The sequence below is a fragment of the Bacillus sp. CECT 9360 genome (assembly GCF_918741275.1).
Lineage (GTDB): Bacteria > Bacillota > Bacilli > Bacillales > DSM-1321 > Peribacillus.
This window is the reverse complement of record NZ_CAKKNA010000003.1, coordinates 280,060-295,696: the sequence shown is the minus strand read 5'-3', so window position 1 is coordinate 295,696 and position 15,637 is coordinate 280,060. Positions and strand designations below refer to the sequence as shown.

Here is a 15,637-nt window from a genome sequence, read left to right as displayed (position 1 = left end):
GCCTTTTCACGGAAAAAGGTGGGAAATCATGATAAAACGTTCATTAAGTATCATTCTAGTTTTTGCAATTTTCGTGTATCAATTGGCCGTTCCACTCGGAAGCGCACTAGCGAATACCGGCAGTATTCTGCCTCCAAGTAATTTGACTTTTCAAAAGACGACACCAGATGACGGGAAACTGACATGGAGCTCAGTATTTGGAGCTACTGGTTATAATGTCTATGAAATTAAAGAAGGTTCTCTAGCTTTACTTGGAAAAACAACTACAGCTAGTTACAGTCTTAATAATCTTGCTGAAGGAAAATATAGCTATGTTGTTTCTACAATAGCAGGAGAGGATGAATCAGGTCCTGGTGCACCGATTGATGTTGACATTGCATATCCTGATATGTCTGCTCCGACAAGCTTGACCCATACGATTCAAAACGGCAGTGATATCGTTTTGAGTTGGACGGCCTCTCAATATGCGGAAAGCTATAATCTTTATAAAATTTCGGCCGAAGGAGAAAAAACGCTTGTAACATCCACTTCATCACGCACATACACCGTTGCTAATGCTGCAGAGGGATCACATACTTACACGGTATCGGCAGTCAATCAATTGTATGGAGAATCTCCACCGTCTACTAAATTGGATGTGAATGTAACGCACCCAGTTATGGCAAAGCCGGCAAACCTGTCATTCTCTATTACAAACGGTAGTGATGTAAACCTTAAATGGCAAGCGGTTAACTTTGCTACCAGCTATAAAATCTACCAGGTGATTGGTGGTCAACAAGAGTTAAAAAGCACAGTCACCAGTACCAGTGCAAAATTAACAAATCTTCCGGCGGGGGATTATGAATATAAAGTTTATTCCTACAGCGGCCGTTTCGGAGAATCCTTAGAAGGCACTCCGATTGCATTAACTGTTAGTGCGGTAACAATGACACCTCCGCCTAGTTTGACTTTTAAGTTACAAAACACCAATGATGCTGTATTAAGCTGGGGAAGTGTGCCGAACGCAACCGGTTATAAGATTTATCAAGTGATTGATGGAGAAAAAGTCCTGAAAAGCACGGTAACCGGAACTGCGGTAACGTATACAAACCTGCCAGCCGGAGATTATTCTTATGAGGTCTATTCTTACAGTGACCGTTTTGGAGAGTCTGCGGAAGGAAGTAAGGTTTCCTTTAGTGTTGAAGCTGTAACGATAACAGCCCCAGCGGAAGTGTCTTATAAGATCCAAAATGGAAATGATATTGCTTTGACTTGGACTGCTGCACCAAATGCCAACAATTATAAAGTGTATCAAGTGATTAATGGCGAAAAAGCTTTAAAAAGCACGGTTACTGGCACAGCCGTAACTTTTGCTAACCAGCCTGTAGGAGATTATGAATATGTAATCCATTCATACAGTACTCGTTTTGGAGAGTCTGCGGAAGGAAGCAAAGTTTCCTTTAACGTTGGATCTGTAACGATGACAGCCCCAGCGGAAGCGTCTTATAAGATCCAAAATGGAAATGATATTGTTTTGACATGGACTGCAGCACCAAATGCTAACAATTACAAAGTGTACCAAGTGATTAATGGCGAAAAAGTTTTAAAAAGCACGGTTGCCGGCACAACCGTAACTTATGCTAACCAGCCTGCAGGAGATTATGAATATGTAATCCATTCAAACAGTACTCGTTTTGGGGAATCACAAGAGGGCAAACGCCTCTCTATCCCTGTGGTTTTACCGGAAATGCAGGCTCCGATTAATGTAATACAAACCGTTAAAAGCGGAACTGAATTTTCGTTAAGCTGGGATGTAGCTGAGTATGCCACAAATTATAAGGTGTACCAGATTGTGAATGGCGAGAAAATTTTAAAAAGTACAGTGTCTGGGAAAACTATTTCTTATAGTAATGTACTTCCTGGTGAGTACACATATCAGGTTCACTCCTATTCGTCCCGTTTCGGAGAATCACAGGCGGGTACCAGAGTTGACGTGACGCTAAACGGACAAACGATGGAAGCGCCAACGAATCTGACTTCCACAATTGGTAACGGAAATGATATTAGCTTAAGATGGACTGCCGTCCAGTATGCGAGCAGCTATAAAATCTATCGCTTAATCGATGGCGAAAAAGTGCTAACACGCACGGTACAAAGTACGACTGCTGCTCTAACTAATATGGCAGAAGGCGATTATGATTTCGTCATTCATTCTGTATCACCTTTTTATGGCGAATCACCGAATGGCGCGGAATTGAAAGTATCGTTGGTTCATCCTAAATTAGGAGCGCCTGCCAATCCTTCTTTCAAAATTAATAATGGTAACGACATATCCTTAACCTGGACTGCGGTTCCATACGCGACAAGCTACAAAATTTATCAGGTTATTAATGACGAAAAAGTTCTGAAGAAAACCGTAACCGGTGTATCCAATGTCTTTACGAATATGCCTGAGGGTAATTACAAATACGAAGTTCATGCTTTCAGCGATCGTTTCGGGGAATCAGCAGAAGGAAGTAAAATCAATATCTTATTAGGCTCCACGTTCTTGCAGAAACCCGAAAATTTGGTTCAAACGATCAATAACGGCAACGATATTTCGTTAAAATGGAATCCGGTTACCTATGCTACATCCTATAAAGTCTATCAGATTATTGATGGGGAAAAAGTTTTAAATAGGACTGTACCAGGAACATCGACGGTATTTACGAATATGCCTCAGGGCGATTATACATTCGAAGTCCACGCTTTTAGTGACCGTTTCGGAGAATCTGCAGAAAGCAGCAGCGTAAGCTTGTTATTGGTTTTCCCGATCATGCAGGCACCAGTTAATCCAACACATAGTATTACTGGTGGAAATGATATTACCTTGAGATGGACAGCTTCCACCTATGCAACAGGGTACAACGTTTACCAAATTGTTGATGGTGAAAAGATCTTCAAAAGGGCTGTGACAGGAACATCTACAGCGTTTACGAATATGCCGGAGGGTGATTATACTTACGCGGTTCATTCCATCAGCAATCGCTTTGGGAAATCACCGGAATCAAGTGAAGTTAAGTTTAACTTGATTTGGCCAGTGGTACAGCCTCCTGTATTAGAAGCAAGTGTGTTTAATGCGAATAACATTACGTTATCGTGGAAAGCTGTCACTTGGGCAAATGAATACAGAGTTTATAAAGTGACGGATAGTAACAAGGAGCTAATCTACAAAGGGACAGCCCTGAATCACAAAGTCTACAATCTAACAGAAGATATTCACTCTTACGAAGTCACGGCATACAATACCCGTTTTGGTGAATCTGCACCGTCCAATATAGTGACCGAAGACATTGTGTATCCTGAAATGCAGGCTCCAGTAGCCAGTCTGACAGTATTGAACCCGACAAGTGCACGGATCAGCTGGAGCTTTACGACGTACGCAAACGGTTATAATATCTATGAAATCGTTGATGGTCAGCCGGTATTGGTGGCAAAGAACATTAATAACCTTTCATACACGCTGCAAAATCTGACGTATGCCAATCACGAATATTACGTTACATCCAGCAGTAATTCATTTGGCGAATCAGCACCATCCAATGTCGTATTGGCGAAATTAATCGTTGATACAAAGGCGCCTGAAACAGTTGCTAATGCGTCAACAAAATGGACCAATCAAATACAAGAAATCACATTAGATGCCACCGATGACGAGACGGGAGTGGCGAAAACATTTTATTCCTTGAACGATAGCCCATTTGTAGAAGGGAACACCATTTCAGTAGAAGAAGAAGGCGTAAATAAACTGTCTTTCTATTCGGTTGATAAGGTTGGTAATACAGAAACTAAAAAAACAATAGAGGTAAAGATTGATAAAACAGCGCCGGTTACTGAATCTAATGCGACTGATACATGGTCGAATAAAGATGTAGAAGTGGCACTGACAGCGACTGACGCGCAAAGCGGAGTGGCGAAAACCTATTACTCTATTGATGGCTCTGAATATCAGGAAGGCACTTTTCTAATGGTTGAAAAAGAAGGCGCCAGCCAAGTCTCGTATTATTCCATGGATGAGGCCGGAAACAAGGAAGCAGTAAGAACGGTCAAATTTAACATTGACAAAACCGCTCCCGTTACTGAATCGAATGTCCCTGACACATGGGGAAATGGAGAAGTAGCGGTGACTTTGACGGCAACTGACGCCGGCAATGGAGTAGCGAAAACCTATTACTCTGTTAATGGTTCGGATTATTCGGAAGGTACTTCTTTTACAGTAGAAAAAGAAGGTGTGAACGAAGTCACGTATTATTCCATTGATGTGGCCGGAAACAAAGAAGAAGTCCGCACTGCGGAAGTAAAGATTGACATGACCGCGCCGGTAACCGAGTCGAATGTCCCTGATACATGGGGAAATAGCGACGTAGCAGTGACCTTGACGGCAACTGATAGCGGCAGTGGAATAGCGAAAACCTATTACTCTATTAATGGATCAGAGTATCAGGAAGGTACGTCCTTTACAGTCGATAAAGAGGCTGTAAACCAAGTCTCTTATTACTCAGTAGACGAGGTTGGCAACAAAGAAGAAGTCCGGATTGCGGAAGTAAAGATTGATAAAACCGCACCGGTTACCGAAACGATTATTCCTGATACATGGGCAAGCAAAGATTTAGTTATAACATTGATAACAACCGATGCGGGTAGTGGAGTAGCGAAAACCTATTACTCTATTAATGGATCAGAGTATCAGGAAGGTACTTCTTTAGCAGTCGATAAAGAGGGTGCCAGCGAAATTACTTTTTACTCTGTTGACGCAGCCGGCAACAAGGAAGAAGTAAAAACGATTGAAGTGAAGACCGATAAAACCGCGCCGGTTACTGATTCGAATGCGACTGACACATGGACCAAAGAAGATGTGGCTGTCACATTAACAGCAACTGACACGCATAGTGGAGTAGCTAAGACGTACTACTCAATTAATGGATCGGAGTATCAAGAAGGCACTTCCTTCATTGTTGATGCAGAAGGAATCAATCGAATCACTTATTACTCCGTTGACCACGCTGGCAATAAAGAAGAAATACAAAGTGCGGAAGTGAAGATTGACAAAACGGCCCCGGTCATTAATATGGACGGAAAAGTCCGTTATCAATTCTGGAATTCGCTTCAGTTTACGTATTCTTTAGAAGACCAATTGTCTGGTCTGGGCGATAGGAAAATGATTATTTCAAGTCCTTATGCTACTGGGGATCCACGAGTTGTTGAAGAGGGTGCAGGACTAACTTTAAGCAAACCCGGTAAGTATAACCTTACGATTCAAGCAACCGACGCCGCAGGAAATAAAGCGGAAATTCAAAAACAATTTTTCGTATTGCTTCCTGTTAAAATAGAAGCATCTTCACAGGCGCTAAATGGAAACAAGGCATTATTCACAGTCCGTGTTGGGCTAGGATTAAGCAAATGGCCATTTGGACTCAGCTTCTTTAACTGGGTAAGCGGCTACGTAGAATTTGATCTCTACAATCCTGGGAAAACATCAGGCCAAGTATCATATGGCCGAGACAATTTTTCTTGGTAAGAATAAGATAAAGATGAAAAGCACTATCCAGTTATTGGATGGTGCTTTTCATCTTTATATAGAACAAATTGTTCTTTTTAGAAATAGAGGAATTAGAAGTAAATTCAAGAAAGGGAAAGTAAAATGCTCTTTTTATAGAAAAAATAACCAATTTTAATACTTTCCAATCCTATATCTTTTGTACTATACTAAACTACGTGTTCTGTAAAAAGAACAAAAACAAGAGTAAAAAGAACGAAATATGCAGAAGGAGGAGGAAGAGATGGAAAGTTTAAAATATAAAAGACGAGCTGAAAGAAAAAGCAAAATGAGAAAGTTGAGTTTCGCGATTTTATTGGCGACATCTCTTTCGGCTGGAACGACAGCTTTTGCTACGGTTGATGAATTAAGAACCGGATTTCAAAACTTAGTCACAGCGCTAGTAAACCCGATGTTACCCGAAATTGACAGAGAAATTTCAAAGGCTGGCAGTCAATACAGTATAGAAATAACTGAATATATAAAGACAACAAATAATGTTATAACACAAGAAATTGTTGACTATAAAAAGGCTGAAATTTACCGGGGTATTGATGAATTAAAGAAATACCGCGATGAAAAAATGAAATCAATCGATGATGCCGCAAATGCCGAGATTGAGGAAGGTAAAAAGAATATCAAAACTCAAACTGACGAAAACATCGGCAAAGGGAAAGCCCTAATCGATAAAGCTTTAGAAAAAAGTCGGTAAGTAGCTGAAATAAATAGAAGTGTGACCATTTTAATTGGGGCAAGCAAGCATGCTTTCCAGAAGTAAACAGGCTGTAAGCCGGAGAGGAGAAAGGTATATGAAATTATTAAAAACGGTAAAAGGTAGAATTTTAGCAGGATCATTAGTAGTCGTTTTGGCTTTTGGCGGGGGTGTAGCGGCAAACAGCTTCGGATTCATTAATGAGTTGGCGAAATTACTTGGTTTTGCAACAGACAAGGCAGCGGATGCTACAGGAAGAGCAGTAACCAGCCAACCCTATGAAGACAAGATTAGAGTAGATGTTACGAATGCAGCAAATAGAGGCGTGAATGAATTAGCGGGACATGCCGGCAAAGAGATCACTCGCGGGAACGGTGCTGTAGAAACCAATTATAAGCAATTGAAAGCCGATATCGATTCAACCGTCAACACAGCGGTGGATGAAGGGAAAACGAAGATAACAAACAAAGTCGACAGCAAAGTAACCGAAGCGAATAAAAGCGTGAATGAGGCCGCTGAAGACCAGATCAAAATAGAGCTTGCAAAATATCCTGCATTCACTGGTAAATAATAAGTATTGTGATGACAAAGAGCTTCCAAAACTGGAGGCTCCTTTTACTGATAAAAGGGGGTTGTTGTATGTTCCTAAAAACCTGTTACCAATGCCAGCGGCCTTCGTACAGCAGTTCAAAGAGAGGGCAATGGCTTTGTTCGACTTGCGGCTATGACCTGACTGGACAAAGAGCTTACAATGCGACGAGCATGGAGAGATATTATAAAAAAATACCTCAGTTAGAAATCGTGAAAAAATAGCAGAGGCTCTTCTTCATAGGGGGGACGTGTCTCGATTTTTGTCGAAACTTTTTCGTATTTGTTGACATAAATCTACAAATTCATTAATATATCATCTGTATAATTACACTTGCGGACATAATCTGCAGTAATACAGAAAAAGGCAAACTTATTGAAAGATAAGGACGCAAAGTCACGGGTCTACGGTAGGGTATCCTGCTAGGGCGGCTGGACTGCCTGAAATACTTTAGGTATTTTGGGAGGTTATCTGGATGGAATTAAAAATGGCAGAACAGGTGAAATTGGATCGGGAATGGCTCGAGCTAATTGCGCAGGCAAAGCAAACCGGATTGAATGTGACTGAAGTTAGAGAATTTTTGCAGTCAAATGTTAAACCAAAAGCAGTGTAAGTGATAATAGCCAGAACGAAATAAATCCCTTAAACAAGACGTCAAGTATCGCTGGCGCTTTGTTTAAGGGATTTATTTGCTTTCTTAGAGAAAGGGGCTCGAGCCGGTAATATAAAGAAGTGCCATTCTCCATGCTTGGATTAATCTTTCTTCAATCTCCATTTATTGAACTCTATGAATTCTCGGAACTGCTCTTTGGGCACGCCTGATTCCATGGCTTCCTGAACGATTTTCAGCCAATCTGCATCGAGGTGCTCGGTGTCCATTTCGTCATGCAGAAGAGAATCAATCGAAACGTCGAGCACGGATGAAATTTTTTCAAGAAATTGTATGGAGGGGTTGGTTTGTAGATTTCTTTCGAGAGAACTTACATAAGATTTTGCCACTCCGGCCTTTTCGGCAAGTTCTGTCATCGACATCTTTCTTTCTTCTCTGAGCTTTTTAACGCGGTCGCCAATCATTGCTTCACATCCTGAATATCGTTTTTCGTTATAATTTATTTTAGCAGGATTCCAATGTGATTATCCATATTTAATTTAGATACATGAAGTTGTACCCAATCTATAGAAATGTTAGAATTAAGAGTGCATTGTATTTACCCGAAGATGTATTCTTTTTTATGTGAAAAATTTAAAGGCAGATAGTATTTTTTTTCGATAACTTTTTAAGAGGAGCGTTTGAGAATGCTTAATATATTAAATAAAGTGTTTGATCCCAATAAGCGCGAATTGAAACGCCTGGAAAAGCTTGCTGATCAGATCGAGGCGCTGGCGTCACGGATGGAGGCATTATCCGATGATGAATTGCGCGCGAAAACGGATGAATTCAAGCAGCGTTATCAAAACGGTGAAACGGTTGATGATCTGCTTGTCGAAGCTTTCGCCGTCGTTCGTGAAGGAGCGAAACGCGCACTTGGATTGTATCCGTTCTATGTACAGCTCATGGGTGGTATCTCGCTTCATGACGGGAATATCTCCGAGATGAAGACCGGGGAAGGTAAAACATTGACCTCCACATTGCCTGTCTATTTAAACGCGCTTACCGGTAAAGGCGTTCACCTCGTTACGGTCAACGAATACCTTGCAAGCCGTGATGCTACTGAAATGGGTAAGCTCTATGAATTCCTTGGTTTAACTGTAGGCCTTAACCTGAATGGTTTATCCAAGGAAGAAAAGCAGGAAGCGTATAATGCGGACATTACGTACAGCACGAACAATGAGCTTGGCTTTGATTATCTGCGTGATAACATGGTTCTTTATAAAGACCAAATGGTTCAACGCCCGCTTCATTACGCGGTTATTGATGAAGTTGACTCCATCCTGATTGATGAAGCACGTACGCCGTTGATTATTTCCGGGTCTGCACAAAAATCAGCACAGCTGTATATGCAAGCTAATGCCTTTGTACGGACGCTGCAAAAAGACACCGATTATACGTATGATGAAAAAACAAAAAGTGTTCAGCTTACTGAAGAAGGTATCAATAAGTCTGAGCGTGCTTTTAATATCGACAACTTATTCGATATCCGGCATGTTGCACTGAATCACCATATTAATCAAGGATTAAAGGCACATGTCACCATGTTCAATGATGTGGACTATGTGGTACAGGACGGCGAAGTGGTTATCGTTGACCAATTTACCGGACGTTTGATGAAGGGACGCCGCTATAGCGATGGATTGCATCAGGCCATTGAAGCGAAGGAAGGCTTAGAGATCCAGAACGAAAGCATGACACTTGCGACGATCACATTCCAGAACTACTTCCGTATGTACGAAAAGCTTTCCGGTATGACCGGTACAGCGAAAACGGAAGAAGAGGAATTCCGTAATATCTATAATATGCATGTTATCGTGATTCCGACCAATCGCGAAATCGTCCGTGATGACCGGGCAGATTTAATCTATGCTTCGATGGACGGAAAATTCCGCGCGGTTGTTGAGGATATCGCTGAGCGCAATGCGAAAGGGCAGCCTGTTCTTGTCGGTACGGTGGCAATCGAAACATCGGAAATCATTTCGACATATTTACAGAAAAAAGGCATCCGTCACGACGTGTTAAACGCCAAAAACCACGAACGTGAAGCAGAGATCATTGCGAACGCCGGTGAACAGGGCTCGGTGACAATCGCGACGAACATGGCCGGCCGTGGTACGGACATTAAGCTGGGCGAAGGTGTGGTTGAACGTGGCGGGCTTGCCGTTATCGGGACGGAACGTCATGAAAGCCGCCGGATTGACAACCAGCTGCGCGGACGTTCCGGGCGTCAGGGTGATCCAGGTGTTACGCAATTCTATCTTTCCATGGAAGATGAATTAATGCGCCGCTTTGGTTCCGATAATATGAAGGCAATGATGACAAGGCTAGGGATGGACGATACCCAGCCAATTCAAAGCCGGATGGTAACAAGAGCAGTTGAATCCGCACAAAAACGTGTGGAGGGTAACAACTTTGATGCCCGTAAACAATTACTGCAATATGATGATGTATTGCGCCAACAGCGTGAAATCATTTATAAGCAGCGTTTCGATGTATTGGAAAGTGAAAATCTAAGAAGCATCGTCGAGCGCATGATTGATTCTTCTGTCCGCCGCAGCGTGGATTCCTTTGCACCGATGGGTGACGAAGAACACTGGAACCTTCAAGCAACCCTTGACTATGTGAATGCCAATCTTTTAAATGAAGGCGATATTACCGAGGAAGACCTGAAAGATAAGGATGCCGGTGAGATTGCTGATAGTATCCTTGCCAAGATTAAAGAGCGCTATGATGAAAAAGAAGAGCAGCTTTCTGCTGAGCAAATGCGTGAATTTGAAAAAGTAATCGTGCTTCGTGCGGTTGATAGCAAGTGGATGGACCATATCGATGCAATGGATCAATTGCGTCAGGGTATCCACCTACGTGCCTATGGACAGATCAATCCGCTTCAGGAATATCAGCATGAAGGATTTGCGATGTTTGAGGCTATGATTGCTTCGATCGAGGATGAAGTCGCGAAATATATCATGAAAGCGGAAATCCAAAATAATCTTGAGCGCCAGGAAGTGGCGAAAGGACAGGCAGTTAATCCGAAGGAAGACGGAGAAACCGTGAAGAAAAAGCCTGCTCGTAAAAAAGCGGATGTCGGCCGCAATGCCCTATGCCCATGTGGCAGCGGCAAAAAGTACAAAAACTGCCATGGCCAGTTAGAAGCATAATGGACAGCAGTTCCATGAAGGTCGGTAAAACTCCAGGTTTTACCGCCTTTTTCTTGGGGTTTCATAAAAATATGTACGTTTCGTTTAAATGAACTGAGTTTTCGTTTGAGTCGACTATATTAGCGTTTAAATACCCAAGATCATCGTTTGAATCAAAAACAGAAGGCTCCGTGCGAATTTTTAGCAGATCACACTTCTATATCTACGCCTCTGCACTGCCTCTACAGACAAAGCAAGGGCGCGTTTCTTAACTATCCAAAAAAGATTGATTCTACCCCGGTTTTTCTTTATAGTTTTAAAAGAGAATACGGAACGTTAATGGTTAGCATAAAGTATTTATATATGAGCGATTTTTAATACTATGAGGTGAAGGAAAATGGAATTGTCAGATATCAGAAATGAACTTGAAAAAACCGCTAAGCGTTTAGCGGACTTTAGGGGGTCTCTTTGACTTAGAAGAGAAGGAAGCCCGAATCGCGGAACTGGAAAACATCATGACCGATCCTGACTTTTGGAACAGTCAGCAAAAGGCGCAGACGGTCATCAATGAAGCGAATGCTTTGAAAGACCAGGTTAATCAGTTAACCGAGCTGAATGACAGCTTTGAAAATCTCGATTTAACCTATGAGCTTGTAAAAGAAGAAAGCGACGCGGAGCTGCAGACCGAATTAGAAACGGAAATTGTCCAGCTTTCCCAAAAGATGAATGATTTTGAACTGCAATTGCTTCTAAGCGAGGAATATGACAAGAATAGTGCGATCCTTGAACTTCATCCGGGTGCAGGCGGCACCGAGTCCCAGGACTGGGGATCAATGCTGCTTCGCATGTATACCCGCTGGGGCGAGAAGAAAGGCTTTAAAGTGGAGACGCTCGATTACTTGCCTGGTGATGAAGCGGGGATAAAAAGTGTTACGCTGTTAATAAAGGGACACAATGCTTACGGATATTTAAAAGCAGAAAAGGGCGTCCACCGTTTGGTGCGTATTTCACCTTTTGACTCCTCGGGCCGCCGTCATACTTCATTTGTTTCCTGTGAAGTTATGCCGGAATTTAATGATGAAATCGAGATTGATATTCGTACGGAAGACCTGAAAATCGATACGTACCGTGCGAGCGGTGCCGGCGGTCAGCATATTAATACGACCGATTCTGCTGTCCGGATCACCCATATCCCGACAAATGTTGTTGTTACCTGCCAATCTGAGCGCTCGCAAATTAAAAACCGCGCTCAGGCGATGAATATGCTAAAAGCAAAGCTCTATCAACGGGAAATTGAACAGCAACAGGCTGATTTGGATGAAATCCGCGGCGAGCAAAAGGAAATTGGCTGGGGAAGCCAGATCCGCTCGTATGTCTTCCACCCATATTCGATGGTGAAAGACCACCGCACAAGTACAGAGACAGGTAATGTACAATCAGTCATGGACGGCGATATTGATCCGTTCATTGATGCGTACTTGCGGTCAAAATTGAATTAATTGTGAGGGTCTGACTCATCAGAGTTAGACCCTTTTATATTTGAATGAAGCGGGAGTTTATGGAGAAGCTCTAATATATTTTTCTGGCCAAATTGTCCTCTAATCTAATTGCTTTGATTCGCCTTCACTTTAGTAAATCCAAACCCCCTGATAATAATATTTTCAAATCCGCTTTAGTGCTTTATCTTGCTGGTATTTACATAATTCCAATGGGGGTGCTATACTACTGTCGGCTATTAGCTGTTTATGGAAAAATGCAAGTATTAAAGGAGCTTTTTTATGAAAAGAAGATATAGGGAGCCAAAACCTCCTATGATTGCGAAGATAAGTGAATATTTGCTGGTGCTGATCGGCTCGGCATGTGTCTCGATTTCTTTTAATATGTTCTTGCTTCCTAATCGGATCGCTTCAGGCGGAGTGAGCGGAATCAGTACGATATTGGATGCGACGTTCGGCTTTGAGCCTGCGTATGTGCAGTGGGCATTGAATATTCCATTGTTTATAGCGGGTCTTTTTTTTCTGGGGATGCAATTCGGTGCCAAAACGCTGGCAGGGACTTTGTTTCTTCCGTTTGTCGTATTTTTAACCAAGGACTGGGATCCTTGGACGAATGATGCTTTACTTGGTTCGATTTTCGGCGGCATCGGTGTCGGATTGGGACTGGGAATTGTTTTTAGAGGAAAAGCCTCAACCGGCGGCACTGATTTGGCCGCGCAAATCATACATAAGTATACGAACTTATCTTTAGGCACATGCGTTGCGCTCATCGACGGTTTGATTGTTTTAAGTGCGGCTGTTGTTTTTGATATTGAAAGAGGGTTGTACGCATTGATTGCCCTGTACGTGACGAGCAAAACGATTGATTTGGTGCAGATCGGTTTGGGACGCTCGAAGATGGCGATGATCATCACGAATAATGAACCGGAAGTGAGACATGCTATTATACATGAGATAGATCGGGGTGTCACGAGACTGTCAGGCTATGGAGGGTATACCGATGATGCCCGTCCCATTCTGATGTGCGTGATTGACCAGACGGAATTCACAAAATTGAAACAATTGGTGAAAACGGTTGATCCAAAGGCGTTTGTCATTGTTATGGATGCTTCCGAGGTATTGGGGGAAGGTTTCAAACATTCGTAAAAAGGTATAAAATTTAAATGTAAAACGATAGTTTGGGAGGTTTTTTTATGAAAAAAAAGCTTTTGGCATTGTTGATGGGAACATCACTTATCCTGGCGGCCTGTGGGGGTGGCGAGGATGAGAATGCTGGGAACGAATCGGGAAATGGTGATCAAGATACCACAACGGCCGGTGCCGGGGATGCAGAGAAGATTTATGTGAATAGCTGTGCAAGTTGTCATGGGAATAATCTTGAAGGGGACTTTGGTCCTAAGTTGAATAATGTCGGATCCCGCTTGTCTCAAGAAGACATTGAAAAGATCATCAATGAAGGCAAAGGATCGATGCCTGGTGGGTTAATAGAAGGAGATCAAGTATCACAAATGGCTAAATGGCTATCCGAACAAAAATAATATGGATCATGATAAATGCCCTGTCTTATTAATGACAGGGCATTTTTATATGGAAACGCTTCCGGAAACATTACATTTTAAAAAAATAAACCTTTATGCTCATGACTTTTCTAAATTTTTCCCTCTAATTGAAATGAAACTGTAATATTAAAATGCGTATTTTGACAAATAGAGATGGTATAATGTTTTTGTTCAGGTTGAAAAACCTGTTAATTATTCATTGATTTTGTAGAATTATGTCGAATATCAAGCTTCGAAATAGAATCAACACACTATGATAGAAGCAAACTTTTTAGAAGCGAATTAGGTGGTTTTAAAATGATAGAAATGTCTGAAGTTCATAAAACGTACCCAAATGGCGTGGTTGCTGTTAGTGGTATGAATGTCAAGATCGAGCCAGGTGAGTTCGTCTATGTTGTAGGTCCCAGCGGTGCCGGGAAATCTACTTTTATAAAAATGATGTACCGGGAAGAGAAGCCGTCAAAAGGCACTATTGTGGTCGATGGCATCAATCTATCCAGCCTTCGTAATACAAAGGTCCCTTTGTTCCGCAGAAACCTCGGAGTCGTGTTCCAGGATTTCAAATTGCTTCCTACGCTGAGCGTCTATGAGAATATAGCGTTTGCCATGGAAGTGATTGAAAAGCATCCGGCTGAGATTAAACGACGTGTGATGGAGGTTCTCGAATTAGTGGGATTGAAGCATAAGGTTCGTTCAATGCCAAATGAGCTTTCGGGCGGAGAACAGCAGCGTGTGTCCATCGCGCGCTCCATCGTCAATTCACCGAAAGTGGTCATTGCCGATGAGCCTACAGGTAATCTGGATCCCGAAACATCCTGGGAAATCATGAACACGCTTGAAGAGATTAATAAACGCGGGACGACCGTCGTTATGGCGACCCATAATAAAGATATTGTTAATAATATGAAACATCGTGTTATAGCCATTGAAAATGGAAAGATTGTCCGCGATGAGCAGCGAGGTGAATACGGTTATGAATTCTAATACAATTCGCCGCCATTTTCGGGAAAGTTTAAAAAACCTTAATCGGAATGGATGGATGACGTTCGCATCCATCAGTGCCGTTACTGTGACTTTGTTGTTGGTCGGTGTGTTCTTTGTCATTATGATGAACTTGAACCATATTGCCGGCAATGTCGAGAAAGACGTGGAAATTCGGGCCCATCTTGATTCAGCGGCAAGCGGACAAGACCAGGAATCAATCGGCAACCAAATTGAACAAATCCCTGAGGTCGATACAGTTGTCTTTTCCCCAAAAGAAGAGGAATTAACCAACTTAATTGAAGATTTAGGGGAAGACGGAGATGCCTTCCGGCTTTATGAACAGGATAACCCACTCCGGGATGTTTATATCGTCAAAACGAAAGCTCCCCAGGATGTTATTAAGGTAGCCGAAGAAATTGAAGGCTTAACTTATATTCAGAAAGTGAATTATGGACAAGGATATGTGGAAAAATTGTTTGATGTCGTGAATGTATCGAGAAACGTAGGAATTGTGTTAATCCTTGGTCTTCTGTTTACGGCGATGTTCCTCATTTCTAATACAATCAAGATTACAATTGTCGCCAGAAGAAAAGAAATTGAGATTATGAGACTGGTAGGCGCGACAAACGGCTTTATCCGCTGGCCGTTCTTCCTTGAAGGATTATGGCTGGGGGTTCTTGGAGCTGTACTGCCGATTATCTTAATCGGGACAGGCTATTACTATTTGTATGAAGCCATCGGCCCGCAAATTAAAATCAATTTTGTTGAACTATTGCCAGTCAGCCCATTCATCTTCCAGATTTCAGCGATTCTTATATTGCTTGGCGGTTTAATCGGTGTCTGGGGAAGCTTGATGTCAGTAAGAAAGTTTTTGAAAATTTAAAGCAAGCCGGGCGACCGGCTTTGCACATTCTCTTCTAGTACCATTACAGGGAAGTATAACCGTATGTTGTG

General features: G+C 42.2%; 12 protein-coding genes and 1 riboswitch. Of the genes, 11 read left to right on the top strand and 1 reads right to left on the bottom strand.

Annotated elements, in window-relative coordinates; genetic code table 11:
* Positions 1-28: 28 nt before the first annotated feature.
* The 5 genes from LQ216_RS05310 to sinI all read left to right on the top strand — a co-directional run bounded on the left by LQ216_RS05310 (position 29) and on the right by sinI (position 7,468).
* Positions 29-5,536: an Ig-like domain repeat protein gene (locus tag LQ216_RS05310; RefSeq protein WP_230127404.1), complete on the top strand. Its 5,508-nt coding sequence runs from the start codon at positions 29-31 to the stop codon at positions 5,534-5,536.
* 262 nt (positions 5,537-5,798) lie between these two features.
* Complete coding sequence (locus tag LQ216_RS05305) at positions 5,799-6,266, top strand: hypothetical protein (protein WP_230127403.1); 468 nt, start codon at positions 5,799-5,801, stop codon at positions 6,264-6,266.
* A gap of 97 nt (positions 6,267-6,363) precedes the next feature.
* Positions 6,364-6,837 carry a hypothetical protein gene (locus tag LQ216_RS05300; RefSeq protein ID WP_230127401.1) on the top strand — a complete coding sequence of 158 codons (474 nt, stop codon included), beginning with the start codon at positions 6,364-6,366 and terminating at the stop codon, positions 6,835-6,837.
* Between the two features lie 68 nt (positions 6,838-6,905).
* Positions 6,906-7,079 (top strand): hypothetical protein, encoded by a 174-nt coding sequence (locus LQ216_RS05295; protein WP_230127399.1) that lies wholly within the window; start codon positions 6,906-6,908, stop codon positions 7,077-7,079.
* 131 nt (positions 7,080-7,210) lie between these two features.
* Positions 7,211-7,299, top strand: a riboswitch (cyclic di-GMP riboswitch).
* A gap of 31 nt (positions 7,300-7,330) precedes the next feature.
* A complete protein-coding gene (gene sinI / locus LQ216_RS05290; RefSeq protein WP_230127397.1) occupies positions 7,331-7,468 on the top strand; it encodes a DNA-binding anti-repressor SinI in 138 nt (45 codons plus the stop codon).
* A 140-nt stretch (positions 7,469-7,608) separates the two neighbouring features.
* Here the strand turns inward: sinI and LQ216_RS05285 are convergent, their stop codons facing one another.
* Positions 7,609-7,929: a helix-turn-helix domain-containing protein gene (locus LQ216_RS05285; RefSeq protein WP_230127395.1), complete on the bottom strand. Its 321-nt coding sequence runs from the start codon at positions 7,927-7,929 to the stop codon at positions 7,609-7,611.
* 222 nt (positions 7,930-8,151) lie between these two features.
* Here LQ216_RS05285 and secA point away from each other — a divergent pair, with 222 nt between their 5' ends.
* The 6 genes from secA (at position 8,152) to ftsX (ending at position 15,566) form a co-directional block, all read left to right on the top strand.
* Entirely contained in the window at positions 8,152-10,665 is a 2,514-nt protein-coding gene (gene secA, locus LQ216_RS05280; protein ID WP_230127393.1) for a preprotein translocase subunit SecA, read from the top strand.
* Positions 10,666-11,041: 376 nt separating this feature from the next.
* Positions 11,042-12,143 (top strand): peptide chain release factor 2 gene (prfB, locus tag LQ216_RS05275; RefSeq protein ID WP_230127391.1). Its coding sequence is split into 2 segments (ribosomal slippage): positions 11,042-11,113 and positions 11,115-12,143, totalling 1,101 coding nucleotides; the frame shifts between segments, so codons are not numbered across the junction.
* Positions 12,144-12,422: 279 nt separating this feature from the next.
* Positions 12,423-13,286: a YitT family protein gene (locus LQ216_RS05270; protein WP_230127390.1), complete on the top strand. Its 864-nt coding sequence runs from the start codon at positions 12,423-12,425 to the stop codon at positions 13,284-13,286.
* Between the two features lie 47 nt (positions 13,287-13,333).
* The gene (gene cccB / locus LQ216_RS05265) at positions 13,334-13,678 is read left to right on the top strand and encodes a cytochrome c551 (protein ID WP_230127388.1); all 345 of its coding nucleotides are present in this window, start codon (positions 13,334-13,336) and stop codon (positions 13,676-13,678) included.
* Positions 13,679-13,996: 318 nt separating this feature from the next.
* Complete coding sequence (gene ftsE / locus LQ216_RS05260; RefSeq protein WP_230127386.1) at positions 13,997-14,683, top strand: cell division ATP-binding protein FtsE; 687 nt, start codon at positions 13,997-13,999, stop codon at positions 14,681-14,683.
* The gene (ftsX, locus tag LQ216_RS05255) at positions 14,673-15,566 is read left to right on the top strand and encodes a permease-like cell division protein FtsX (protein WP_230127384.1); all 894 of its coding nucleotides are present in this window, start codon (positions 14,673-14,675) and stop codon (positions 15,564-15,566) included. Before ftsE ends, ftsX begins: the two co-directional genes overlap by 11 nt.
* The last annotated feature ends 71 nt before the right edge of the window (positions 15,567-15,637 follow it).

Excerpts from the sequence above, each read along its gene's own strand:
- LQ216_RS05310 (WP_230127404.1), top strand. The coding sequence starts at position 29 with ATGATAAAACGTTCATTAAGTATCATTCTAGTTTTTGCAATTTTCGTG.
- LQ216_RS05305 (WP_230127403.1), top strand. The coding sequence starts at position 5,799 with ATGGAAAGTTTAAAATATAAAAGACGAGCTGAAAGAAAAAGCAAAATG.
- LQ216_RS05300 (WP_230127401.1), top strand. The coding sequence starts at position 6,364 with ATGAAATTATTAAAAACGGTAAAAGGTAGAATTTTAGCAGGATCATTA.
- LQ216_RS05295 (WP_230127399.1), top strand. The coding sequence starts at position 6,906 with ATGTTCCTAAAAACCTGTTACCAATGCCAGCGGCCTTCGTACAGCAGT.
- sinI (WP_230127397.1), top strand. The coding sequence starts at position 7,331 with ATGGAATTAAAAATGGCAGAACAGGTGAAATTGGATCGGGAATGGCTC.
- LQ216_RS05285 (WP_230127395.1), bottom strand. The coding sequence starts at position 7,929 with ATGATTGGCGACCGCGTTAAAAAGCTCAGAGAAGAAAGAAAGATGTCG.
- secA (WP_230127393.1), top strand. The coding sequence starts at position 8,152 with ATGCTTAATATATTAAATAAAGTGTTTGATCCCAATAAGCGCGAATTG.
- LQ216_RS05270 (WP_230127390.1), top strand. The coding sequence starts at position 12,423 with ATGAAAAGAAGATATAGGGAGCCAAAACCTCCTATGATTGCGAAGATA.
- cccB (WP_230127388.1), top strand. The coding sequence starts at position 13,334 with ATGAAAAAAAAGCTTTTGGCATTGTTGATGGGAACATCACTTATCCTG.
- ftsE (WP_230127386.1), top strand. The coding sequence starts at position 13,997 with ATGATAGAAATGTCTGAAGTTCATAAAACGTACCCAAATGGCGTGGTT.
- ftsX (WP_230127384.1), top strand. The coding sequence starts at position 14,673 with ATGAATTCTAATACAATTCGCCGCCATTTTCGGGAAAGTTTAAAAAAC.